The organism is Alcaligenes nematophilus (genome assembly GCF_026344155.1).
Lineage (GTDB): Bacteria > Pseudomonadota > Gammaproteobacteria > Burkholderiales > Burkholderiaceae_B > Alcaligenes > Alcaligenes phenolicus.
On the sequence record NZ_JAPKMZ010000007.1, the window covers coordinates 19,766 to 42,068 of the forward strand.

Annotated in this window: 21 protein-coding genes and 2 tRNA genes; 11 read left to right on the forward strand and 12 right to left on the reverse strand. The window is 56.9% G+C overall.

What is annotated here, in order from left to right:
- Positions 1–53 precede the first annotated feature (53 nt).
- From OSH04_RS17260 to OSH04_RS17270, 3 genes are read left to right on the forward strand one after another with little or no spacing between them, the layout of a single operon-like run.
- Positions 54–1,172 carry an NAD(P) transhydrogenase subunit alpha gene (locus OSH04_RS17260; RefSeq protein ID WP_026484257.1) on the forward strand — a complete coding sequence of 373 codons (1,119 nt, stop codon included), beginning with the start codon at positions 54–56 and terminating at the stop codon, positions 1,170–1,172.
- 4 nt (positions 1,173–1,176) lie between these two features.
- Complete coding sequence (locus OSH04_RS17265) at positions 1,177–1,497, forward strand: NAD(P) transhydrogenase subunit alpha (RefSeq protein ID WP_009457776.1); 321 nt, start codon at positions 1,177–1,179, stop codon at positions 1,495–1,497.
- Complete coding sequence (locus OSH04_RS17270) at positions 1,494–2,930, forward strand: NAD(P)(+) transhydrogenase (Re/Si-specific) subunit beta (RefSeq protein ID WP_088450874.1); 1,437 nt, start codon at positions 1,494–1,496, stop codon at positions 2,928–2,930. The genes OSH04_RS17265 and OSH04_RS17270 overlap by 4 nt, the downstream gene beginning before the upstream one ends.
- Before the next feature lie 82 nt (positions 2,931–3,012).
- Here OSH04_RS17270 and OSH04_RS17275 read toward each other — a convergent pair whose 3' ends face one another.
- The 4 genes from OSH04_RS17275 to OSH04_RS17290 form a co-directional block, all read right to left on the reverse strand.
- Complete coding sequence (locus tag OSH04_RS17275) at positions 3,013–3,348, reverse strand: hypothetical protein (RefSeq protein ID WP_009457770.1); 336 nt, start codon at positions 3,346–3,348, stop codon at positions 3,013–3,015.
- Positions 3,349–3,690: 342 nt separating this feature from the next.
- Positions 3,691–3,767 (reverse strand) — tRNA-Arg (locus tag OSH04_RS17280).
- Positions 3,768–3,930: 163 nt separating this feature from the next.
- Complete coding sequence (locus OSH04_RS17285) at positions 3,931–5,376, reverse strand: sensor histidine kinase (protein WP_266108932.1); 1,446 nt, start codon at positions 5,374–5,376, stop codon at positions 3,931–3,933.
- 3 nt (positions 5,377–5,379) lie between these two features.
- Entirely contained in the window at positions 5,380–6,135 is a 756-nt protein-coding gene (locus OSH04_RS17290) for a response regulator transcription factor (protein WP_035270868.1), read from the reverse strand.
- 116 nt (positions 6,136–6,251) lie between these two features.
- Here OSH04_RS17290 and OSH04_RS17295 point away from each other — a divergent pair, with 116 nt between their 5' ends.
- A complete protein-coding gene (locus OSH04_RS17295; RefSeq protein ID WP_266108933.1) occupies positions 6,252–8,522 on the forward strand; it encodes a TonB-dependent siderophore receptor in 2,271 nt (756 codons plus the stop codon).
- 321 nt (positions 8,523–8,843) lie between these two features.
- The gene (locus tag OSH04_RS17300; protein WP_035270865.1) at positions 8,844–9,317 is read left to right on the forward strand and encodes a hypothetical protein; all 474 of its coding nucleotides are present in this window, start codon (positions 8,844–8,846) and stop codon (positions 9,315–9,317) included.
- 197 nt (positions 9,318–9,514) lie between these two features.
- Here OSH04_RS17300 and OSH04_RS17305 read toward each other — a convergent pair.
- Positions 9,515–9,591: transfer RNA gene (locus OSH04_RS17305), tRNA-Arg, on the reverse strand.
- A 291-nt stretch (positions 9,592–9,882) separates the two neighbouring features.
- Here OSH04_RS17305 and OSH04_RS17310 point away from each other — a divergent pair.
- Positions 9,883–11,052 carry an alpha-hydroxy acid oxidase gene (locus OSH04_RS17310; protein WP_009457768.1) on the forward strand — a complete coding sequence of 390 codons (1,170 nt, stop codon included), beginning with the start codon at positions 9,883–9,885 and terminating at the stop codon, positions 11,050–11,052.
- Here OSH04_RS17310 and OSH04_RS17315 read toward each other — a convergent pair.
- The 7 genes from OSH04_RS17315 to OSH04_RS17345 all read right to left on the reverse strand — a co-directional run bounded on the left by OSH04_RS17315 (position 11,046) and on the right by OSH04_RS17345 (position 15,725).
- Complete coding sequence (locus OSH04_RS17315; protein ID WP_226348594.1) at positions 11,046–12,059, reverse strand: glutathione S-transferase family protein; 1,014 nt, start codon at positions 12,057–12,059, stop codon at positions 11,046–11,048. The genes OSH04_RS17310 and OSH04_RS17315 overlap by 7 nt on opposite strands.
- A gap of 14 nt (positions 12,060–12,073) precedes the next feature.
- Positions 12,074–12,673: an NAD(P)H:quinone oxidoreductase gene (gene wrbA, locus OSH04_RS17320; RefSeq protein WP_009457766.1), complete on the reverse strand. Its 600-nt coding sequence runs from the start codon at positions 12,671–12,673 to the stop codon at positions 12,074–12,076.
- Between the two features lie 179 nt (positions 12,674–12,852).
- A complete protein-coding gene (locus tag OSH04_RS17325) occupies positions 12,853–13,260 on the reverse strand; it encodes a PaaI family thioesterase (RefSeq protein WP_009457765.1) in 408 nt (135 codons plus the stop codon).
- A 6-nt stretch (positions 13,261–13,266) separates the two neighbouring features.
- Positions 13,267–13,581 carry an I78 family peptidase inhibitor gene (locus OSH04_RS17330; protein ID WP_022983535.1) on the reverse strand — a complete coding sequence of 105 codons (315 nt, stop codon included), beginning with the start codon at positions 13,579–13,581 and terminating at the stop codon, positions 13,267–13,269.
- Between the two features lie 58 nt (positions 13,582–13,639).
- Complete coding sequence (locus OSH04_RS17335; RefSeq protein ID WP_239055229.1) at positions 13,640–14,257, reverse strand: DNA-3-methyladenine glycosylase; 618 nt, start codon at positions 14,255–14,257, stop codon at positions 13,640–13,642.
- Positions 14,250–15,287, reverse strand: a complete 1,038-nt coding sequence (locus OSH04_RS17340) for an adenosine deaminase (RefSeq protein WP_266108934.1) — start codon at positions 15,285–15,287, stop codon at positions 14,250–14,252. The genes OSH04_RS17335 and OSH04_RS17340 overlap by 8 nt, the downstream gene beginning before the upstream one ends.
- A gap of 57 nt (positions 15,288–15,344) precedes the next feature.
- Positions 15,345–15,725 carry a DUF423 domain-containing protein gene (locus tag OSH04_RS17345; protein ID WP_009457750.1) on the reverse strand — a complete coding sequence of 127 codons (381 nt, stop codon included), beginning with the start codon at positions 15,723–15,725 and terminating at the stop codon, positions 15,345–15,347.
- Positions 15,726–15,817: 92 nt separating this feature from the next.
- On the opposite strand from OSH04_RS17345, the gene OSH04_RS17350 reads away from it, so the two are divergent.
- The 5 genes from OSH04_RS17350 to OSH04_RS17370 all read left to right on the forward strand — a co-directional run bounded on the left by OSH04_RS17350 (position 15,818) and on the right by OSH04_RS17370 (position 22,297).
- The gene (locus OSH04_RS17350) at positions 15,818–16,822 is read left to right on the forward strand and encodes a magnesium and cobalt transport protein CorA (RefSeq protein WP_060185703.1); all 1,005 of its coding nucleotides are present in this window, start codon (positions 15,818–15,820) and stop codon (positions 16,820–16,822) included.
- 41 nt (positions 16,823–16,863) lie between these two features.
- Entirely contained in the window at positions 16,864–18,465 is a 1,602-nt protein-coding gene (locus OSH04_RS17355; protein ID WP_251196083.1) for an acyl-CoA dehydrogenase family protein, read from the forward strand.
- 102 nt (positions 18,466–18,567) lie between these two features.
- On the forward strand, positions 18,568–19,140 hold the full coding sequence (locus OSH04_RS17360; RefSeq protein ID WP_266108935.1) for a thermonuclease family protein: 573 nt from the start codon (positions 18,568–18,570) through the stop codon (positions 19,138–19,140).
- Positions 19,134–21,320 (forward strand): ABC transporter substrate-binding protein, encoded by a 2,187-nt coding sequence (locus OSH04_RS17365; RefSeq protein WP_083054027.1) that lies wholly within the window; start codon positions 19,134–19,136, stop codon positions 21,318–21,320. The genes OSH04_RS17360 and OSH04_RS17365 overlap by 7 nt, the downstream gene beginning before the upstream one ends.
- Positions 21,320–22,297 (forward strand): ABC transporter permease, encoded by a 978-nt coding sequence (locus tag OSH04_RS17370; protein WP_009457740.1) that lies wholly within the window; start codon positions 21,320–21,322, stop codon positions 22,295–22,297. Before OSH04_RS17365 ends, OSH04_RS17370 begins: the two co-directional genes overlap by 1 nt.
- Positions 22,298–22,303: the final 6 nt, after the last annotated feature.

Genomic DNA, 22,303 nt, shown 5'->3' on the forward strand with positions numbered 1-22,303 from the left:
TACTGCACGTCGTCAGAGATCGTAGAAGTTAGTTAATTAACTGGAGATTGAAGATGCGACTGGGTGTACTAAGCCCCCGGGGGACCGGGGAAAAGAGGGTAGCGGCCACGCCCGATACCATCAAGGCTTACCGCAAGGCGGGCCATGATGTGATTATCGAGGCGGGTGCCGGACAGGGGATTGCCAGCTCGGATGCCGATTACGAGGCAGCAGGGGCAACGATAGGAGATCCCTATCAAGCCACCGTGCTGCTGGTAGTGGGCCCGGCTGATGTGGATTCGGCGCGTTTGCGTGCCGAGCATGTGGTCGTCGGTATGCTGGACCCTTACGAGAGTCAGGGTCTGGACAGGCTGGCTTCTTCGGGCTGCCAGGCGTTCGCCCTGGAGCTGATCCCGCGTACCACGCGGGCGCAAAGCATGGACGTTCTGTCCTCGCAGGCCAATATCGCGGGTTATGCCGCTGTGCTGAAAGCAGCCACCTTATATCCCCGATTCTTTCCCATGATGATGACCGCGGCGGGTACCGTCAAAGCGGCCCGTGTCGTGGTGCTGGGCGCGGGTGTGGCCGGTTTGCAGGCGATTGCCACGGCACGTCGTCTGGGGGCGGTGGTAGAAGCCTCTGATGTGCGTCCTGCCGCGCGTGAGCAGATCGAGTCCCTGGGCGGCAAGTTTATTGATGTGCCCTACGAGACCGATGAAGAGCGCGAAGCGGCACAAGGGGTAGGCGGTTATGCCCGTCCCATGCCCGCTTCCTGGTTGCAACGGCAGGCGGCGGTGGTGGCGGCACGTTGTGCCCAGGCCGACGTCATCATTACTACGGCCTTGATTCCGGGGCGGCCCGCCCCGCGTCTGATTGCCGAGGAAGTGGTGCAGTCCATGCGGGCAGGTTCGGTCATTGTTGACCTGGCTGCGGCCCGTGGCGGCAACTGCGCCTTGACCGAAGCCGACCAGATTGTGGAGAAATATGGCGTGACCCTGGTGGGCGAGACCAACTTCCCGGCCCGTGTGGCTGCGGATGCGTCTGCCTTGTATGCACGCAATATTCAACAGTTCCTGGGTTTGATGCTCAAGGATCAGTCTGACGAGCTGCATATCCCTGCGGACGACGACATTGTGAATGCCAGCCGTGTTGTACAGGGTGGCAAACGACTCTTTCCACAGCAGGGAGCCTGACGCCATGGATATTATTTCTCCCCTGGTCATTAACCTGATCATCTTTGTGCTGGCCATTTACGTGGGTTACCACGTGGTCTGGACAGTAACGCCCGCTTTGCACACGCCCTTGATGGCGGTGACCAACGCGATTTCGGCCATCATTATTGTGGGCGGGATGCTGGCAGCGGCCCTGACCGAAAGCCCTTGGGCGCAGGCGATGGGCATTATTGCCACCGCGCTGGCTTCGGTAAACGTGTTTGGTGGTTTCCTGGTAACCCGCCGCATGTTGGAAATGTTCAAAAAGAAGGGCGCTAAAAATACGCCCAAGGAAGGGCAATCATGATTTCCATGAATACCGTTACCTTGTGCTATTTGCTGGCCTCGGTGTGTTTCATTCAGGCCCTGAAAGGCTTGTCGCATCCAGCCAGTTCGCGTCGCGGCAATCTGTTCGGCATGGTGGGGATGGCCTTGGCCATTGCGACCACAGCCGTGCTGATTTATAGCCTGGCCCCTGAAGGCAAAGAGCTCTCGGGCCTGTTGCGGGTTCTGATTGGTCTGGTGATTGGTGGCGTGCTGGGTACCGTCATGGCACGCCGTGTCGAGATGACCAAGATGCCGGAACTGGTGGCCTTCATGCACAGCATGATTGGTCTGGCGGCGGTGGCCATTGCGATTGCCGTGGTGCTGGAACCCGTGGCCTTCGGCATTGGCTCGGCCGAGGTGGCTCTGCCCATGGGTAACCGTGTGGAGCTGGCTTTGGGTGCGCTGGTCGGTGCCATTACCTTCTCCGGTTCGGTGATCGCGTTTGGCAAGCTGTCGGGCAAGTACAAGTTCCGACTGTTCCAGGGTGCCCCCGTCACCTTCAAAGGTCAGCACATGCTGAACCTGCTGCTGGGTCTGCTGGCCCTGGCTTGCGGCGTGGTTTTTGTGATGACGCAAGCATGGTGGGCCTTTGGCGTGCTGTTGGCCTTGTCCTTCCTGTTGGGCGTGATGCTGATCATCCCGATTGGCGGCGCAGACATGCCCGTGGTGGTGTCCATGCTGAACAGCTATTCGGGTTGGGCAGCAGCAGGGATTGGTTTTTCCCTGAACAACTCCATGCTGATCATTGCCGGTTCGCTGGTGGGTTCCTCCGGTGCGATTCTGTCTTACATCATGTGCAAGGCCATGAATCGCGCTTTCTTCAACGTGATTCTGGGCGGTTTTGGTGCCAATCCGGAAGCGGCTGCGGGTGGTGCAGATCAGGGCAATCGTTCGGTGAAATCCGGCAGTGCTGAAGATGCCGCGTTCATGATGAGCAATGCCGAGTCCGTGGTGATTGTGCCTGGTTATGGTTTGGCCGTGGCCCGTGCTCAACACGCCTTGAAAGAGCTGTCGGACAAGCTGACCAGCCAGGGTGTGAATGTGCGCTACGCCATTCACCCGGTCGCTGGTCGTATGCCTGGCCATATGAACGTCTTGCTGGCCGAGGCCGAAATGCCTTACGAGCAGGTCTTTGAAATGGACGACATCAATAGCGAGTTTGCTCAAACGGACGTGGTGCTGGTACTGGGTGCCAACGACGTGGTCAACCCGGCCGCCAAGAACGATCCGGCTTCGCCGATTGCGGGCATGCCGATTCTGGAGGCCTACAAAGCTCGCACCGTGATCGTGAACAAGCGCTCCATGGCTGCTGGTTATGCTGGTCTGGATAACGAACTGTTCTATATGGACAAGACCATGATGGTGTTTGGCGATGCCAAAAAGACCATCGAGGATATGGTCAAGGCGCTGTAAGACCGTTGGGTTTTTGCGCCGGCAGTAAAAAGCGCTCTGGTTCCTTGCGGGCCAGAGCGCTTTCTTGTTGGGCAGAGCGAATTTAGAACTTGGGGCCGGAGCGCAATTGCTCGCACATCTGATTGCGCTGTTCGGCAGTGGCTTTTTGCAGATCCTGACGACCGCGGTCTAGACCTTGCTCAAAGGCTTTATCAAAGTCCTCGTCGTTCAGGCCCATGCTTTGAATAGAGGATTTCTGCTGTTTTTTCATCTCATCAAGCTGGGTCTGGCTGTAGTCACCGCAAACTTCGGCGGCAGCGTGCATGGCTCCGCCCATTTGCGCCAGCTGAATGGCAGGGCCGCTATCCTGGGCGTAGCTATTGGCGCTGGCCAGAAGGAGGGCCGCTAAAGGCAAAAGAAGTTTTGTGCGCTCAAACATGGTCAATCCTGTCGATTAAGAAGAGGTCCGCGCAGACGCTGTGGTCTAACAAGAGCAGGCAGGCTCTGTCTGGGCGGAAGTCGCTACTTTACACTGCTTGTCTCCTTGCGGTTGAGGCCGCAGGGGCAGCAAAGTGCAACAGAGATTGTGCCCGGTTCTGAGTGATGGGGGGGTGATCTGCTTGTGGGTAAGCCGCGGTAGGCGAGACAAAAGCAGCAGGCAAAGAAAAAGCCCTGATGACGATGTCATCAGGGCTGATCTTTTCAGAGTCTCATCCATTGGGTTTGACCCCACGAGTTCTAACTCTGGTCGCTGATCTCGGTAAAGAAATCAACTTGAATATGGCGCGGCTGGCAAGATTCGAACTCACGACCCCTTGGTTCGTAGCCAAGTACTCTATCCAACTGAGCTACAGCCGCTAAAGAAGTGAAACTATAGCAGACTATTTATCAGCATGGCAAGCCTAAAAAGCATTTTTCTAGAAATAAATGCAAAATAGTTTGGGAAAGTACCAAGAATCAGGCTTGAAGAGGTGGCAGAGCCACTTGCGGCGCAGATTTAACCCGGCACTTTGTAATGTCTTTATCCTGCTGGCTGCAAGGGCAGATGGATGCGTACACAAAAACGCTGTTCCTGGTGTCCAAACTCCAGCCGTCCACCATGGGCGCGCAGGGCTTCATCGCAAATACTCAAGCCCAAACCATAGCCCCCGGTGGAGCGATTGCGAGAGGTCTCCAGGCGGTAGTAAGGGCGCAGGACCTTGGCTTGCTCGTCCAAAGGAATGCCGGGGCCCTCGTCGGCCACGGTAATGATGTATTCCGTCGCTGCTTTCTGTGCGGAGATGTATACGTGCTGCCCGTAGCGCAAGCCATTGGAGATCAGGTTTTCAAGGCAACGGCGAAAGCGCTGAATCTGTATGTTCAGAATGGCTGGCTCCAGTTCTGCCAGCGCGATGCTTTCTCCCAGGTCCTGACGATTCACGCTGACTGCCGTCAGCAGGGCGGCAAGATCGACTTCGGCAAAGGCTTCGTCAGAGGTCTGAAAGCTCATCAGTTCCAGCGTGGAGTTGACCAGTTCATTGAGCTGTTCCACATCCCGCTTCAGGCTCAGGCGCAAGGCCTCGTCCTGCACTTTCTGTACGCGCAGCTTCAGGCGTGTGATGGGTGTGCGCAAATCATGGGATACGGCCGAGAAGAAATAGGCGCGCTCTTCAATATGTTTTTGTACGCGCTCCACCATATTGTTAAAGGCCACGCCCAGCCGCTTGAACTCTTTGGAGCCGCCCAGCTGTATCTTTTCCTGATTACGGTTCACATCCATTTCCAGCACGCTTTTTTCCAGCTTTTTCAGTGGCCGAAAAATGAAGTTCAGGCACAGGGTCAGGGCGATGACCACCAGAATCAGGCGGAAGAAATAGATGCGCAGGAAATAGTCGTAGGTGAATTTCAGATTGCCGATGGAACTCCAGCCCTGGTTTTCCACCACATGCAGTCGCCAGTGCTGGCCATTGGACAGCTTGAATACGGCGGAGAAAGACACATCCACCAGATTCAGTTCGCGCGAAAAGGCGTCCAGCAAAGGAATGCCCGCCTCCTTGTCTGTAGGTCTGGCCTTGTTCACCGACAGCAGATGAAAATTCTTGCAGGCTCCGGTGCGCTCTTGAAAGACTTTTTCAAAGAACAGCCCAAAGTCCTCCCCCATATTGGACTGGTAATCCAGTGGCAGATCTGCGCTGACGGGTGTGGCGGATACGCCTGACAGAAGGCTGGGGTCAATGTCCGCGCCATGGGCTAGCTGGGACTCGGCATATAGATACCAGTCTGAAAAACGCACGGCAGCAATACGGGCCGGGGTTTCTATCAAGACCTGCCGGCGCATTTGCGACCACATGGTGCCGGTCAGAATCTGGGCCACCAGCAGCCCCACGACTACGACCAGAGTGATCTTGCTGCGTAATCGTTCGGGATAGAAAAAACAGAAGGTGCGGCGCAGTTTCTCCGGCCACGTGCTTGAGGGTGAAACAGCCATGCTTTATTCAGCGTGCAGGGATTGCGGGTCTATGTACAGGATGTAGCCCTCGTTGCGGACGGTGCGCACGATCTCCGGCTTGGAACGATCCTTTTCTATGTAATGGCGGATACGGCTGATGCACACATCAATAGCCCTGTCTTCGTAGTTCAGATTGCGGCCAAAGGCGCGGCGCAGCAGCAGGGCGCGTGACAGTACTTTATTGGGGGCTTCCAGCAAGGACAGCAGCACATGGAAGTCTGAATTGGGCAGGGAGATGGTGACGCCTTGGGGCGAATACAACTGGCGTGCATTCAGGTCCAGCTGCCAGCCCAGAAAGTGATAGCGCGAGGGCGGAGCATCCGCGATGGCGGTTTCTGCCTGGGCCTGTGGAGCTGCATGGCGCCGAATCACCGCCTTGCAGCGTGCCAATAGTTCTCGGGATTCAAAGGGTTTGACCACGTAATCATCCGCGCCCAGCTCCAGACCCGCCACCTTGTCGGCCAGTTCATTACGGGCTGTCACCATGATGATGGCTGGAGGATCGTCGATGCCGCGCAATTGTTTGCACAGTTCCAGGCCATCCTCGCCGGGCAGCATCAGGTCCAGCAAGACCAGAGAAATCGGGTGGCGCTTGAGCAGTTCAAATGCTTGAGCACCGCTTTCGGCGATGTACGTGGTGAATCCGCCAAAGCTCAATTCCTGGGCGGTCAGCTCGGCAAGTTCTACATCATCTTCAATGATTAATACACGGCGTTGGGGGCTGGAAAAACCTGTCATTACATACCATTACATTGCGATTGGGCGGGAACATAAGGCGAAACATCGCCTGAAACCATACACGCTAATCTTACGGCGAACAAGAATTGTTCTCATTATTAAACAGGAGTCATGTTTTGCCGTTCCCTTCATCCCGTCCACCACTCAAGCCTCTTGCGGCCTTGATTCTTCTTGCCCTGAGTGGGCAGGCAGCCTGGGCACAAGATGCGCCCGCCATGCTCAAGCCCATTACGGTCAAGGGGCACGAGCAGGCAGAGCCCGAAGACAGCTACCAAAAGATTTACAGCAAAAGCTCGACCGGGCTGCGCATGGAAGAAAAAGATACGCCGCAGGCCATCACCAACATTACGCGCCAGCAAATGGAGGATCAAAACATTCAGTCGCTGGACGATGCCTTGACCTCGGTGTCGGGTATCAGTGTCAATGAGGTGGATATTGGTTCGCGTACAACCTACCGGGCGCGTGGCTTCAACATCAATAACTACAAGATTGATGGCCTGGAGTTCAATGGCGAGTCCGGTTTTTCCGGTATAGGCGGGGCGGTGAATATGGACCTGTACGAAGACGTCAGCGTCTTGCGCGGGGCCAACGGCTTGCTGGGCGGTACGGGTGATCCGTCGGCCAGTATTTCCCTGTCCCGTAAAAAGGCGTACCGGGAATTTGGCTTGCAAGGCAATGTCGAGCTGGGTAGCTGGCGCAAACGACGCCTGATGGGGGATATCAATACTCCCCTGAGCAAAGATGGGGATTTGCGGGCGCGTCTGGTGCTTAGCGGGGATGACAGCCATACCTTCCGCGACAATGAGAACCCCAGGAGCTTTGGCCTGCTGGCTACCGTGACTTACGATTTCTCGCCCGACACCAGCGTGACGGCAGGTTACGAGTACACCTATAAAAAGCACAAGGGCACATCCTGGGGCACGAACGTGCCTATCTGGTTCTCGGACGGCACTCGTACGGATTTCGATCGCAGCTATCACCCGGTTGCGGACTGGAGCTACACCCAGCGCAAGAATCACACCTGGTTTGCGAACCTGGAGCAGAATTTGGGCGGTGGCTGGCATGCCGACGCCAACTACAGCTATAGCGATCTGGAAAGCATCAACAGCTTTGGGGTGTTGAAAGCCAATAGCGCCGGTTCCAAATGGGGCCTGTTTGATAGAGAAACGGGCCTGGCGTATTTGAACAGCCTGCATTCGGAGAGCGAGGGCACGCAGCATGCCTTTTCCTTGAATGTCACCGGGCCATTCAAACTATTGGGTCGCGAGCATGAGTTGATTCTGGGTTTTAACGGCCAGCGCTCAGAGGAGACTTCCTATCAGTTCAGCGGAGCCTTGGGGAACTGCCATATTGATGGTCATGTGCCAGCGCGTGGATGTCAGTACCGTCTGGATCTGCCTGCCAACTGGCAGACCTGGAATGGTAATGAGTACGGTGCGCCGCAAACCTTCCGTACCGATGCGCGTGGTGTGACACGGACGACCAATTACGGCCCGTACATCGCCACCCGTCTGGAGCTGGCTGACAATCTGAAAGTCATTCTGGGTTCGCGCTATAGCTACTACAAAACCTATGCCTACGATTACGACAAGGACAATGTCAAAAGCGCCCGTCGCTCCGAGCTGGACAAGAAGGTATGGACACCCTATCTAGGCCTGACCTTTGATGTCACGCCGAATCACACGCTCTACACCAGCTATACCGACGTGTTCAAACCGCAAAGCCAGCGCGATGTGGCAGGCAATATCATCAAGCCAATTACGGGGGCCAGCTACGAGGCGGGTATCAAGAGCTCCTGGCTGGATGATCGCTTGTCCAGCACCGTAGCGGTGTTCCATGCCAAGCAGACCAACGTCGCCAAGGCCGATGATGATCGTACCGTACTGGATACCGGCGATCAGGCGTATGTGGCCAATGCTACGGGTATCAAATCTACTGGCCTGGACTTGCAACTGGCGGGGGCACTGACCAATCGCTGGAATGTGTATGCTGGCTACACCTATATGAATGTGGTGGATTCCAGTCCCAATAGCAGTCCACGTCAGGACCCGCGTCACAGCTTCCGTGTTAGCACCACGTATCGTCCGAACGTGCTGGCCGACAAGCTGACGTTGGGGACCAGTATCAGCTACGACAGCTCCACGACGTCCACGCCTATGCCCGGTCGTCCCTTGGCGGGCGGCGGCTTTGATAACAGCCCGATTCGTCAGTCCGGCTACATGCTGGCCCACGTGATGGCGCGTTATGACGTGAACAAGAATCTGAGCGTGACGGCACGCGTCAATAATCTGTTCGATAAGGAATACTATCGAGAGTTCGGTTTCTATAACGGCCTGATTTATGGCGAGCCACGTAACTTTATGGTGAATGTGCAAGCCCGCTTCTAAGCGCGTCTGCTTTGGGTTGTAAAAAAAGCGGCGCTAACAGGTAGCGCCGCTTTTGCACGTCTGTTATTTGTTTGTAGGGATAGTCCATCTGGCAGGACGTGACCCCAGGTCTCCGATTCGTCGCCAGGTACCTGAGTGATTTGAGCTATAGCCGAGATCAGGAGTGAGCAGTGGCATTCAGAGTCTTGCCAATGCAAGAGTGGCTTGCTGACTGGGGAGAGGAACTATTATTCTTCGTGGCGGCTGCGTCAACATCAAGCGTGATGATGACGCAGCCCCAAGTCAATTAGTTGCAGTTTCAAAGCCCCAGGAGTTACAGGTATGGTCCCATTCGGCTTAAGTCCGGCACAGTTTCAGCAGCGTTACAGGCGGTGTCTGGAACGAGCTTCAAAGCATCTCATTACCGAGTTACGTACCTTGTTCGCCTTGCCTGTGCCAGATAGCGTTGCGGATGCCCAGGTGCAAATTTTTTTTGGTGAAGATGGCCTGGAAACCCCGTCGGCATGGATTTACTACAGCGGTGAAAATAATAAAGTAGATAGCAGTGACCCTTCCATCTTTCCCGGTAGAGCCCTGGAACTGTCTCTGGGTTTGGACAAGATGGACGCCTTCCACGAAGACTATTTCCTGGATGAAGGCTTGGATGGACTGAGTATCGCGGCTAACACCACCAAAGCGTGGTTTGCAGAATGCTGGTGGAAAGCGGGTGGATGGAGCTATGCCGTCCCCGTGACGGTGTGGGTGCATGATGGCTTTGGGGACGGTGAGGGTATTGAGTTGTCAGAAAGGCGATAAGGCCGTGCAGGAGTTATTCCTGTCTACATAAAAAGCCACTACTGCTCATTCTATTGCTTCGTTCCAGCCTGCTCGTATTGCTATTGTGGGTGGGGTTTGGGTGGTGGCTGGCAGCGTAGTGGGTCTTTTTCCTGCCTGTTGTCCGAGAGCAGAAAGCAAAAAAGCCATTTCCGAAGAAATGGCTTTTTTACTGAATATGGCGCGGCTGGCAGGATTCGAACCCACGACCCCTTGGTTCGTAGCCAAGTACTCTATCCAACTGAGCTACAGCCGCTAAAGAAGTAGAAATATAGCACGGCTATTTTTACTTGTCACCAAAATATCAACAAATTTTACTGAAATCGCCTTTTTTTATGGTTTTCGGGGTCGGCGGGCAGGCTCTAAAGCCAGAGATGGCAAGGCGTGCAGCGGGACAACAGTGAATCTCTTTATTTTTGGTCTTGGGGGCTCGTCTTGGTGGTCCTTGAGGCGCGCCAGACAGAAACTTCGAACAGTCTGCCCCGGATGACTTGCCCCACAGGGCACAAAGTCGCATTATTACGCCATTGTTTTGGAGCCCAATGTAATGGATCTGTCGAAAATTACCTGCACTGAAGATTTCCGCCTGGCGGCCAAACGCCGCGTGCCCAAGATGTTTTATGACTACGCCGACTCCGGCTCCTGGACGCAGGGCACGTATCATGCGAACGAGCAGGATTTTCACAAGCTGAAATTCAAACAGCGCGTGGCCGTGGACATTGACCATCGCAGTCTGAAGACCAAGCTTCTGGGTCAGGATGTGGCCATGCCCGTGGCTATTGCCCCTACCGGTCTGACCGGCATGCAGCACGCCGATGGTGAAATGCTGGCGGCTTTGGCCGCACGGGATTTTGGTATTCCTTTCACCCTGTCCACCATGAGCGTGTGCTCGCTGGAAGACGTTGCCCAGGCTACCCGTGCCCCGTTCTGGTTCCAGCTGTATGTGATGCGTGATCGCAGCTTTATTGAAAACCTGATTGCGCGTGCCAAGGCGGCTAATTGTTCGGCGCTGGTCCTGACCCTGGACTTGCAGGTTTTGGGGCAGCGTCACAAAGATATTAAAAATGGCCTGACCACGCCTCCACGCCTGACTATTCCTAATTTGCTGAATCTGGCGACCAAGCCGTACTGGTGCCGCAATATGCTGCGCACGCATCGTCGCAGTTTTGGCAATATCGTCGGCCACGCCAAGGGAGTGTCGGATCTGCGCTCCTTGTCTACCTGGACGGCCGAGCAGTTCGACCCGAGCCTGAACTGGAAAGATATCGAGTGGATCAAGAATGCCTGGGGCGGCAAGCTGATTGTTAAAGGCATTATGGATGCCGACGATGCCCGTTACGCCGTGGATAGCGGTGCCGATGCTTTGATCGTGTCCAATCACGGTGGCCGTCAGCTGGATGGCGCACCATCCTCAATTTCCTGCCTGCCTGCGATCAGCAAGGCGGTAGGTGACAAGATCGAAGTGCTGGTCGATGGTGGTATTCGCAGCGGTCAGGATGTGTTGCGTGCCCGCGCCTTGGGCGCTCAAGGTGCCATGATTGGCCGTGCTTTCCTGTATGCCTTGGGTGCGGCGGGGCAGGCCGGTGTGGCCCGTTTGCTGAAACTGATGGCGAATGAGCTGGACGTGTCCATGGCGTTTTGCGGTCGTACCGATATCAATCAGGTAGACCGCTCCATCTTGCTCAATCCCGATATTTTTGATCGCCCCGGTTACTGAAGCCCGATATGCAAGGGCCCTGGCTGGACGGGTAAATGACCTCGTCCGTGGGGCCCGTTCAGATCCAGTACAGGGCCAGCCGGCACAATGCCCGTCGGGTTCAGATGGCGGTGACTGCTGTAGTAATGGGTCTTGATGTGATCCAGGCTGACCGTGCTGGCCACGCCAGGCATTTGGTACAGCTCCAGCATGTAGTTCCACAGATTCGGATAATCAATCAGACGGCGCAGATTGCATTTGAAATGGCCGACATAGACCGGATCAAAGCGAATCAGGGTAGTGAACAAGCGCCAGTCGGCCTCGGTCAGTTGCGTGCCCGTCAGGTAGCGCTGCTGGCTCAGGCGAGCTTCCAGCCCGTCCAGACTGTCGAACAGGGCATGAACTGCCGTGTCGTAGGCGGCTTGTGAGCGGGCAAAACCTGCTTTGTAGACCCCGTTATTGACGGTGTCATACACATGGGCATTGATCTGGTCGATTTCGCCCAGCAGCTCGGCAGGTGCCATATCCAGGCTGCGCGCGCCCAAAGTATCAAAGGCGCTATTGAAAATACGCATGATCTCGGCCGACTCGTTATTGATGATTGTGCCGCGCTGCTTGTCCCACAGTACGGGCACGGTAATGCGCCCCGTAAATTGCGGGTCCGCCTTGGCATAGAGCTGATGCAGGAACTGCGCATCCATGACCGGGTCCGGCACCACGCCCTCCGCCGGTTCAAAGGTCCAGCCCTGATCGCCCATGATGGGGTTCACCACCGACACTGAAATCAGCTTTTGCAGCCCCTTTAATTCGCGCATGATCAAGGTGCGATGCGCCCAGGGGCAGGCCAGCGAGACATACAGATGATAGCGATTGGCCTGGGCAGGCTGCGCTGCCTGGCCGTCCGGGCCGGGGCCGCCGTCGGCGGTAATCCAGTCCCGGAAGGCAGACTGGGCACGTTGAAATGTATCGGACTGGGTGCTGCTGACAGGCTCTTTGCTATGCCATTGTCCATCTATCATCATGCCCATCTGTGTACTCCGTTTTAGCCTTTCAGCTTGATTGCAATTTCAGCGATATGACGGCCCTGGTAGCGGGCGCCGTCCAGCTCGTTCTGGCTGGGCTGACGTGAACCGTCGCCACCGGCAATGGTGGATGCGCCGTAGGGGCTGCCGCCAGTGACTTCGTTCAGCAGTGTCTGGCCTGCAAAGCTGTAAGGCAGGCCCACCACAATCATGCCAAAGTGCATCAGGTTATGAATAATAGACAGTAGCGTCAGCTCCTGCCCACCGTGTTGGGTGGCGGTAGAGGTAAAGGCACCGCCTACCTTGCCATTGAGTGCGCCGCGCGCCCACAGGCCACCGGCCTGATCCAGAAAACTGGCCATTTGCGAGCTGATGCGCCCGAAACGGGTGCCGGTGCCGACAATGATGGCGTCGTAGTTTTCCAGGTCGCCAATAGTGGCTACCGGGGCGGCTTGATCCAGCTTGAAATTCGCTTTCTGGGCCACGGCTTCCGGGACCAGTTCGGGGACACGCTTGATGTCCACCGTCGCGCCAGCGCTTTGTGCACCTTCGGCAACCGCTTGGGCCATTTTTTCTACGTGGCCATAGGCGGAGTAATAGAGAACCAGGACTTTTGCCATTTGAACTTCTCCAGAAAAGCGATCAACAAGGAATCGGACGGGGCAGCGGCCACAGGGCTAAGCCGGGGCGCAGCTGCTATGACGATGATAGTCGTGCCACGCCCGCTCTGCCAAACCCCTGGACGGATTGTTTTGTGTCAGAGTCTGTCTTGCAAAGCGGGTGGCCGTCCCGAGGAGCATCAGCCTGGCAGCAGGGCGTAGGTGGTGGTGGCGTGGGCGGCCAGTCGACCTTGCTCGTCCAGCAGCTTGATGTCGCCAAAGACCATGCTTTTGCCACGTTTCAGCACTTGGGCGTGTACCAGCACATCCCCCTGGCTAACCGGGCGTACAAAGCTGGTGTTCAGTGAAACTGTAGTCATGGGGCGAAACTCCCCCAGGCTTTGACTGACGGCCAGCACCATGGCGGTATCGGCTGCCGCCATATACACCTGACCGCAGACCACACCGGCCACGTGCGTCAATTGATCTGAAAAAGGCAGGCGTAGAACCACGCCGTCTTCATTCATGCTTTCTACACGCAATTTCAGGGCTTGCACCCAAGGGGCAAATAGCGTGTCCAGCAAGTGTTGGCTTTGCTCAAGAGTCATCAGGGATCAGCCGCAGTAAACAGAGGTAATTTTGTTTTGTTCGTCCACGCGGATGTTCAAACGGGTGGGATCGTAGTCCGTGGTGTACATGCGGTCCGGGGCAAGGACGCGGGCTTTTGCCGCACCGGCCTGTTTGACCAGACGTTCAACTTGGCTTTGGCTGGCGGTTTGACCGGCTGGATTCAAGGCGTCCGCATTGCACAGACCACCAGAAGAGTCGCTGAACGAAGAAGTCGAGCTTGTTTGCGCGCTATTGCCCGTGGCCGTGCAAGCAGCCAGCAAAACGGCGGGAAGGACGCTAAGTAGTACGGAGAGTCGCATGGGAAATCCTTAAAAGCAGCTGGGAAGCATTCAGCTTGAAGGATTAATAATACCTGTTCTAGGCGGGGCGTTTAAGGCCTTTGACACTGCGTTTTGTGGTGGTTTTGCCCGGCTTGACGGACACCTCGGGATGCTGGGCAATCGAGTAGCGCAAGGGGGCCTTGGCCCAGGCGCCCGCGTACTCTACGCCGATGCGTGGGCTGATCAGAATTTGCTCCGGCGGCAGGGCGGGGGCGTCCAGCCAATGCATGGTAGGGGCGCAGGCATCTGCACCGTTATAAGCTTTGTCTATACCCATCCCTTTGCACAATCGTCCGGGGCCTGACAGGGACGGGCCATCCTCAGGCGACGTCCATTGCGCCGCCCGCAGCAAGACCGCCGTACCATCGCCTTCAACACCGCTGACGATATTCATGCAGTGGTGCAGGCCGTAGATCAAATACACATAGGCGTAGCCTGCCGGGCCGAACATCAGTCGCGTGCGCTCGGTGATACCGCGTCGGCTGTGGGCGGCCTGATCCTGGGGACCCAGATAGGCTTCGGTTTCTACAATGGTGGCGCAGCGCTGCCCGCGCTCGTCATTCAAAACCAGGGTTTTGCCCAGCAATTCCAGGGCAACGTAACGCGGATCACGGGCAAAGAACGCACGTGGCAGGTACAGCGCGGATTCAGTCATTTCCGGGAATCTGCTCCAGCTTGTTCAACCAGGCCTGCTTTTGCTCCTTGGGTAAAAAGGAGGAGCGCAAGCTATTGGCTGCCAGAGTGCGTAAATCGGCCTCCCGCAGATTCAGGGCCTGGGCGGTTTGCAGGTAGTTGTCCAGCAGATAGCCGCCAAAATAGGCTGGGTCGTCCGAGTTCACGCAGACATTCAGGCCGCGATCCAGCAAATGCTTCAGATTGTGCTGGTGCAGGCTATCAAAAACCTTGAGCTTGATGTTGGACAGCGGACAGACCGTCAAGGAAATGGCGTGGTCGGCCAAATACTGCATCAGGGCCGGGTCGTCCTGGCTGCGCACGCCATGGTCGATGCGTTCTACTTTCAGAAGCTGAAGGGCATCGCGTACATAGCTGGCCGGGCCTTCCTCACCCGCGTGGGCGACCAGTCGGAAACCCTGCTCTCGGCAACGGGCATAAACCTTCTCGAATTTGGCGGGCGGGTTGCCCTTTTCCGAGGAGTCCAGGCCAATGGCAATCCACAGGTCGGAATACTGATTGCGCAAGGGCAAGGCGGCTTCCAGGGTGTCAAACGCCTCGGCTTCGCTCAGGTGGCGCAGGAAGCTCAAGATCAGATAGCTGCTGATCCCCAACTCGGATCTGGCCTGGCGGGCGGCGCGGGCAATCCCGGCAAACACGGTTTCCATGGCGATCCCGCGTGCCGTGTGCGTCTGCGGGTCAAACATGATTTCCGTGTGGACAATGCCATCGGCCTGGGCGCGCAGAAAGTAGGCCCAGGTCATGTCAAAGAAATCCTGCTCGGTGATCAGAACCCCCGCCCCGGCGTAGTACAGGTCCAGAAAGGACTGCAAGTCGGTGAACTGATAGGCGGCGTGCAGGCTGGCCTGATCGGGATAGGGCAGCGTAATGTGATTGCGCTGGGCCAGCTTGAAGATCAAGTCCGGTTCCAGCGTGCCTTCGATATGAAGGTGCAGTTCAGCCTTGGGCAGTTGGCGGGTAAATTCGCGTAGGGAAAAGGCGGAATCAGACACGGGGCGCTCCTGGTAGGCAGAATATGCGCCCCATTATACGAAGGCAAAGGCCTGGGGTCAGGCGTCCTTGCCACGCAGGGCGGCAATGGCCAGAAAGAGCCAGGCCAGAATCATGGCTACTCCGCCAATAGGGGTAATCGCGCCCAGCCATTTCACGCCGCTAAGCACCAGAATGTACAGGCTGCCGCTGAAAATCAGTACGCCAGCCAGCATCAGAATTGCGCTGCGCGACTGCCAGGTCGCATTCAATTGCGAGCCCAACGCGGCAATCAGCAGCAAGCCCAGACCATGCAGCAATTGATACAGTACGGCCGTGTGCCAGGTTGCCAATGCCGAAGCGTCAACCATGGCGCGCAGGGCGTGGGCACCAAACGCGCCCAGGCCTACGCCCAAGGCCATAATCAGTGTGCCCAGGCACAGAATGGATCGTGATTTCATGTCGTTCCTTGCAAGTCGCTGCGGTCGCAGCGCGGAGGGAGGCCAGTGCTATTATCGAACAAAAAAATTGGCTTTGTCTGCAAGGAGACAGCATGCAAGAAATAGCTCCGGTCGCCCCTGATGCACAAGACGTTGTGGTGGCCGCGTATCGCTATCAGTCTGGCCAGCCAGCACAGGCTTTGGATATTCATCACCTGCCTGTACACAATCCCTTGAAGGACGGCTTTATCTGGATTGGTTTGAAAGACCCCAGCGAGGCAACCTTGCGCGAAGTAGGGGCGCAACTGGGTCTGCCAGACAATGCCGTTGAAGAATTGATTGCCCCTCATCGTCGTCCCAAATTGCTGGAGTTCAGCAATTGCCTGATTGTGGTGGCGGTAACCTTGGGCCTGAAAGATCTGCGCCCACTTTTTGGTACTACGCAGATTCTGATTGCCCACGGCTTGTTGCTGACGGTGCGGCGTGGTTCCAACAGCAGCTATTTAGAGCTGCGTGCCCGTCTGGAAAGCACACCGGCCTTGCTGGAGCGGGGCAGTGATTTTGTCGCCTCGGAGTTGCTGGATCTGATTGTGGACCAGTACCAGACTTGCCTGGAACAAACCGAAAAAGCTGTAGAAGCCATTGAGCAGCAATTTCTGATTCGGGGCTTCAAGGAAAACGATGTACGGCGTATTTACCGTTTACGGCGCGATTTGCTGCGCGTGTATAACGCGGTAACGCCATTGGCGGAGCTAAGCCGTCGTTTGTCGCGCATCGAGCTGGCGTATGTGGATGCGGAAAGTCGGGCATATTTCGGTGAAGTGGCAGACCGCATTGCCCGCACTTCCGAATTTATTAACAGCCTGCGGCAAGCCCTGGCCTTCGCCTTTGAAGGTGGCTTGATGATAGGGCAGATGCAGCAGACTGACACTACCCGCAAGCTGGCGGCCTGGGCGGCCATTTTGGCCGTGCCGACCGCGGTGGCGGGGATTTACGGCATGAACTTCAAATTCATGCCCGAGCTGGAATGGACGCTGGGCTACCCCCTGGCCTTGGGCCTGATGGGCAGCGTGTGCGGATTTTTGTACTGGAAATTCAAAAAGGCCAAATGGCTCTAGATTAAGAGACGGGGCAAGACGGCCGGAATCAAGGAGGCGAGATGGGTCTGGAACAGCAGTTACAGAATCAGGTGCCGGATTTGATGAATGACGATCTGTTTGGCGAAGATCCGGCTTTACAACATTGGCAAAGCAAGCTGGCCTCCCAGGAGGCCCGGCAAGCGCTGGCGGACTACGGCCAGAAATTGGGCTCTGCCCATTGGCGCGAACAAGGTGCCTTGGCCAATCGCCAGCCGCCGCAATGGCGAGGCTGGTCTGCCCAAGGGCAACGAGTTGATCAGGTGGATTTTCATCCCGCCTGGCATCAATTGATGAGCCTGGGCATGGAGCAGGGCCTGCATATCTGGCCTCATCAGTCCGAACCTGGCCAGCACCTGCAACGAGCCATGGGCTTTTACATGCATGGTCAGATTGAGGCGGGCACCTTGTGTCCCTTGACCATGACGCGCGCCGCTGCGCCCTTATTGCAGGCTGATCCGTTTCAGGAATGGGCGGCCAAGCTGGACATCAATCAGTACGACTCTTCTGATCAGTTGATGACAGAAAAAAGCAGCGTGCTGTTGGGCATGGGCATGACGGAAATGCAGGGCGGCTCTGATCTGCGCGGCTGCACCACTGAAGCGCATCCTCAGGCTCAGGCGTTTCGTCTTTACGGGCACAAATGGTTTTTCTCCGTGCCGCAGGCGGACGGGCATCTGGTACTAGCTCGTGAGCACGAGCAGTTTTCTTGTTTCCTGATGCCGCGCTATACCGAATATGGCTTGAATCGCCGGTATATACGCAGGCTGAAAGACAAATTGGGCAACCGCTCCAACGCCAGTGCCGAAATTGATTTTGATGGTGCGCTGGCCTGGCGCGTGGGCCAAGCCGGTCGCGGTATTGCTCTGCTGGCCGGAATGGCGGCCCGTACCCGTATTGATTGCGTGCTGGGCAGTGCCGCCCTGATGCGGCAGGCTTTGGTGCAGTCCCTGCATTACTGTCAGCACCGACGCTGCTTTGGCAAACAATTGATCGAGCAGCCCTTGATGCAGGCAGTACTGCTGGATATGAGTCTGGAAAGCGAAGCGGCCACCCATCTGGCCCTGTTCCTGGTGGATTTGCAGGAGCGGGCTGATGATCCCGTGGCGCAGGCGGTGCTACGCGTGCTGGCCCCGGCTGCCAAGTTCTGGGTATGTCGTCGGGCCATCGCCCTGTGTGCCGAAGCCATGGAAACCTGGGGCGGCAACGGCTATATCGAGGATGGCCCCATGCCGCGCTTGCTGCGCGAAGCTCCTGTCAATTCGATTTGGGAAGGCTCCGGCAATGTGATGTGCCTGGATGTGCAGCGCGCCTTGAGTCAGGAAGGCGTCCTGGAGGCCTTGCAGGCAGACTTGCGAGCTCGTACCGGGGATGATGCGGAACTGGGTCAGGTTGCACAGGATTTGTTGAGCACGGTTTCCCAGGCCGGAGGCCGTGTCTGGACGCAGAAACTGGCTCTTCTGTACCAAGCCTGCCTGATGCGCCACGTGGCTCCCGATGCCGTCGCGGATCTGTTCGCGACCCATCGTCTGCAACAAGGTCCGGCTACCGTATTCGGGCTGGAAGGTGTGGAGCAAGCTTCCTGGTATTTGCATCGCATCTGGCCCCGCCTGCAGGCGTCTTGACGCAGGCCTGCCTACTAGGGACATTGCTCTGGACAGGCGGTGCGCAGTATCTATAATTTGTTAGCCTAGTTTCTGCTACCCGCCTGGAGTGTTGTCCGCATCATGACTGTGTTTTCCCTGTCCGGCTTTTCTTCTTTGACGCGGCGCACAGCCGTTTGTGCTGGCTTGACGGCTGTGATGGCTGTCGGGGCCTTGCCTGTTCAGGCTCAAGACTTCGAGCTGACAGGGCGGGTGGTGCGGGTGGCCGACGGCGATACGCTGACGATTTTACCCAGCAATAACAGGCAGGTGCGCGTGCGTCTGGCCAGTATTGATGCCCCCGAAACCACCAAAGACAGCCGTCGCCCTGGTCAGCCCTTTGCGGTGGCCTCGCGGCGCTTCTTGTCGGATTTGGTGTCTGGTAAACACTTGACCCTGTCCTGCTATGAGAGCGACCGCCATGGGCGCGCGGTATGCGATGTGCCTTTGGCCGATGGCGAAACCGCCAACCAGAAACTGGTACGGGCTGGAATGGCCATGGCCAATCGTGAAAAACGCGGCCGCTTCCTGCGCGACCCTCGTATTGATCAGCTGGAGCGCGAAGCCAAGGAAGCCGGTGTAGGCATCTGGTCTGAGCCCAATCCTGTTCCGCCATGGAAATGGCGTTATGACTGCTGGCAGCAAGGGCAATGCTAAGCCCTTTGCGGCGGCTCGGACTGGCTCTGTTGTGCGTCGGATTGGCAGCCTGCTCCAAGCCCGTTAACAGCCCTTATCACGAACACAGTGCAGCAGAAAACACGCTGTACAGCGCGTTCACGACCCGTTCTCCCAATCACCTGGACCCAGCCTTGTCCTACTCCGGTGACGAGACGCCGTTTACCTACTCGATTTACGAGCCACTGTACGGCTATCACTATCTGGACCGTCCCTACCGCCTGATTCCCAAGGCGGCGGCCGAGCTGGTAGAGCCTGTATACCTTGATGAGCAGGGTAATCGTTTGCCTGCTGATGTGCCGGGCGAGCAGGTGGCAGTCAGCCGTTACGATATTCCCATCAAGCAAGGCATTCGCTTTCAGCCGCATCCGGCCTTTGCCTTGGATGAACAGGGCGAGTACCGCTATTACCCCATGCGGGCGCCGGACCTGAACGATGCTTTCAGCATTGCCGACTTCGCCCATACCGGCTCGCGCGAGCTGACGGCTCACGATTACGTTTACGCCTTCAAGCGTTTGGCCAGCCCGCGCTTGGCCTCTCCTGTGCTGGGTGTGATGGCCGAGCACATCCGGGGCTTCAAGGAGTTCAGTGAAGAGCTGGCCCGTATCGACAAGCAGGAGCCGCGTCCACAATGGCTGGATTTGCGGCCCTACACCTTGCCGGGTGTGCGAGCGCTGGATAAACACACCTTGCGCATCGAGGTGAATGGCAAGTACCCACAGTTCAAGTACTGGCTGGCCATGACCTTTACCGCGCCCATGGCCTGGGAGGCCGAGCGTTTTTATAGCCAGCCGCGCATGGCGCAGCACAATCTGACACTGGATAGCTGGCCCGTGGGTACAGGCCCATTCATGCTGACGGAATCCCTGACCAATCGTCGTCACGTTCTGAGCCGTAACCCCAATTACCGGGGGGAGCCATACCCTTGTGTGGGCGAGCCCGGCGACCAGGCTGCTGGTTTACTGGAAGATTGCGGCAAACCCATGCCTTTCCTGGATAAAGTGGTGTTCTCTCTGGAAAAAGAGGGCGTCCCCTTGATGGGCAAGTTCCTGCAGGGCTATTACGACATTCCGCAGGTGGAGCGGGGCGAGTACGGTGTCGCCATGACAGTGGCCGCGCAGGACTCGGTCGACAAAGCCAATCTGTATCAGGAGCGCGGCCTGCAATTGCGCACGGCTCCCGAAGCGCAATTGTTTTATATGGGCTTTAACTGGCACGACCCGGTGGTCGGTCAGGGCGACACGCCCGAGCAGTTCGAGAAAAACCGCAAGCTGCGTTTGGCCATCAGCATTGTGTTCGACTGGGAGCAGTACGTTTCCATTTTCATGAACGACCAGGGGGAAGCCGCGCATAGTCCTTTGCCGCCCGGCGTACCGGGTTACCAGCCGCTGCCCCAAGGTGCCAACCCCTACGTCTACACCAAGGACAATGGCGTGGTAAAGCGCCGCAGCTTGGACGAAGCGCGTGATTTGCTGCGACAGGCGGGCTATCCCGATGGACGGGACAGCCGTACCGGCAAGCCCCTGATTCTGTATTACGACTCCATGATGGGTATGGGCTCGGATGCCACGGTGGACTGGATGCGCCGTCAGCTGGCCCAGGTAGGCTTGCAGCTGGAGGTGCGCGCTACCGATTACAACCGCTTTCAGGACAAGATGAAGCGGGGCGCGGCACAGCTATTTCTGTGGGGCTGGGTAGCCGACTACCCGGATGCCGAAAACTTCTTCACCTTGCTGTATGGCCCCCAGGCCAAGAAGGATTTTGGTGGTGAGAACGCCGCCAATTACCAAAGCGCGGAGTTTGATCGCCTGTACGAGCAAATGCGCTTTCTGAACGACGGCCCGGACAAACAGGCGGTGGTGCAGCAGATGATCCATCTGGTCCAGCATGATGCCCCCTGGATGTTTGGCTATGTGCCCAATGCGGGTGGTGCCTACCAAAGCTGGGTGCGCAATGCCAAGCCGTCCATGATGGTGCGCGACAGCATCCAGTATTACCGTATCGACCCCGAACAGCGTGTGGAGCGCATTGATCGCTGGAACCGCCCCGTCTGGTGGCCCGCCATTCCGCTGGGCTTGCTGGCCTTGATTCTGGTGTGGGTGGTGCGCTCGCAGGCTCAGGCGCGTCGTCGCCATGTGGCTCTGCGCAAGGAGAAAGACTGATGTTTTCCTATATGCTGCGGCGCATTCTGTATGGCGTGCTGATTCTGATAGGGGTCAATCTGCTGACCTTTGTGTTGTTCTTTGCCGTGAACACGCCTGACGATATGGCCCGTTTGTCCATTGGTGGGCAGCGCGTCAGCCAGACGGCCATTGAAAACTGGAAGGCAGAGCGCGGTTATAACAAGCCGTTGTTTTATAACGCGCAGGCGGAAGGTTCCAAAACCTTTACCGACACGATTTTCTACGAGCGCTCGGTTCCTTTGTTGCGCCTGGATTTTGGCTTGTCAGACCAGGGGCAGGATATTGCCTATCAGATCAAGCAACGCATGGGGCCCAGTTTGGCGCTGGCCTTGCCCACCTTCTTTTTAGGCTTATGGGTGTGTATCAGTTTTGCCTTGCTGATGGTGTTCTTTCGGGGAACCCGACTGGATTTTTCCGCCGTTGTGCTGTGCGTCGTGTTGATGTCCATTTCGGGCCTGTTCTACATCATTGCCGGGCAATGGCTGTTTGCACGGGTGCTGCGCTGGGTGCCGTTTTCGGGCTGGGTAGAAGGGATGGATAACTGGCGCTTTCTGGTCTTGCCGGTGCTGGTGGGGATTTTGTCGCGTATCGGGGCGGAATCGCGCTTTTATCGCAGCCTGTTTCTGGAAGAGGCCAGCCGTGATTATGTGCGTACGGCGCGCTCCAAGGGGCTGGCGGAATCTACCGTTTTGTTCCGCCATGTCTTGCCCAATGCGCTCTTGCCCATTCTGACGGGTACCGTATCGGCTTTGCCCCTGCTGTTCATGGGCAGCCTGATTTCGGAGTCTTTTTTTGGTATTCCGGGTCTGGGCAGCTTCACCATTGATGCCATCAATGCCCAGGACTTCTCCATTGTGCGTGCCATGGTGTTTTTAGGATCGATGCTTTATATCGCCGGTTTGATTCTGGCCGATATCTCCTACACCCTGGTTGACCCCCGCATTCGTTTTAGTTGAGCCCGC

What these genes read in the sequence shown, in the direction of transcription:
- OSH04_RS17260 (WP_026484257.1), top strand. Translation starts at nt 54, where the DNA reads ATGCGACTGGGTGTACTAAGCCCCCGGGGGACCGGGGAAAAGAGGGTA.
- wrbA (WP_009457766.1), bottom strand. Translation starts at nt 12,673, where the DNA reads ATGGCAAAAGTCCTGGTTCTCTATTACTCCGCCTATGGCCACGTAGAA.
- OSH04_RS17365 (WP_083054027.1), top strand. Translation starts at nt 19,134, where the DNA reads ATGCTAAGCCCTTTGCGGCGGCTCGGACTGGCTCTGTTGTGCGTCGGA.
- OSH04_RS17325 (WP_009457765.1), bottom strand. Translation starts at nt 13,260, where the DNA reads ATGACTCTTGAGCAAAGCCAACACTTGCTGGACACGCTATTTGCCCCT.
- OSH04_RS17345 (WP_009457750.1), bottom strand. Translation starts at nt 15,725, where the DNA reads ATGAAATCACGATCCATTCTGTGCCTGGGCACACTGATTATGGCCTTG.
- OSH04_RS17315 (WP_226348594.1), bottom strand. Translation starts at nt 12,059, where the DNA reads ATGGGCATGATGATAGATGGACAATGGCATAGCAAAGAGCCTGTCAGC.
- OSH04_RS17335 (WP_239055229.1), bottom strand. Translation starts at nt 14,257, where the DNA reads ATGACTGAATCCGCGCTGTACCTGCCACGTGCGTTCTTTGCCCGTGAT.
- OSH04_RS17265 (WP_009457776.1), top strand. Translation starts at nt 1,177, where the DNA reads ATGGATATTATTTCTCCCCTGGTCATTAACCTGATCATCTTTGTGCTG.
- OSH04_RS17355 (WP_251196083.1), top strand. Translation starts at nt 16,864, where the DNA reads ATGGGTCTGGAACAGCAGTTACAGAATCAGGTGCCGGATTTGATGAAT.
- OSH04_RS17275 (WP_009457770.1), bottom strand. Translation starts at nt 3,348, where the DNA reads ATGTTTGAGCGCACAAAACTTCTTTTGCCTTTAGCGGCCCTCCTTCTG.
- OSH04_RS17270 (WP_088450874.1), top strand. Translation starts at nt 1,494, where the DNA reads ATGATTTCCATGAATACCGTTACCTTGTGCTATTTGCTGGCCTCGGTG.
- OSH04_RS17370 (WP_009457740.1), top strand. Translation starts at nt 21,320, where the DNA reads ATGTTTTCCTATATGCTGCGGCGCATTCTGTATGGCGTGCTGATTCTG.
- OSH04_RS17285 (WP_266108932.1), bottom strand. Translation starts at nt 5,376, where the DNA reads ATGGCTGTTTCACCCTCAAGCACGTGGCCGGAGAAACTGCGCCGCACC.
- OSH04_RS17300 (WP_035270865.1), top strand. Translation starts at nt 8,844, where the DNA reads ATGGTCCCATTCGGCTTAAGTCCGGCACAGTTTCAGCAGCGTTACAGG.
- OSH04_RS17350 (WP_060185703.1), top strand. Translation starts at nt 15,818, where the DNA reads ATGCAAGAAATAGCTCCGGTCGCCCCTGATGCACAAGACGTTGTGGTG.
- OSH04_RS17310 (WP_009457768.1), top strand. Translation starts at nt 9,883, where the DNA reads ATGGATCTGTCGAAAATTACCTGCACTGAAGATTTCCGCCTGGCGGCC.
- OSH04_RS17360 (WP_266108935.1), top strand. Translation starts at nt 18,568, where the DNA reads ATGACTGTGTTTTCCCTGTCCGGCTTTTCTTCTTTGACGCGGCGCACA.
- OSH04_RS17290 (WP_035270868.1), bottom strand. Translation starts at nt 6,135, where the DNA reads ATGACAGGTTTTTCCAGCCCCCAACGCCGTGTATTAATCATTGAAGAT.
- OSH04_RS17330 (WP_022983535.1), bottom strand. Translation starts at nt 13,581, where the DNA reads ATGCGACTCTCCGTACTACTTAGCGTCCTTCCCGCCGTTTTGCTGGCT.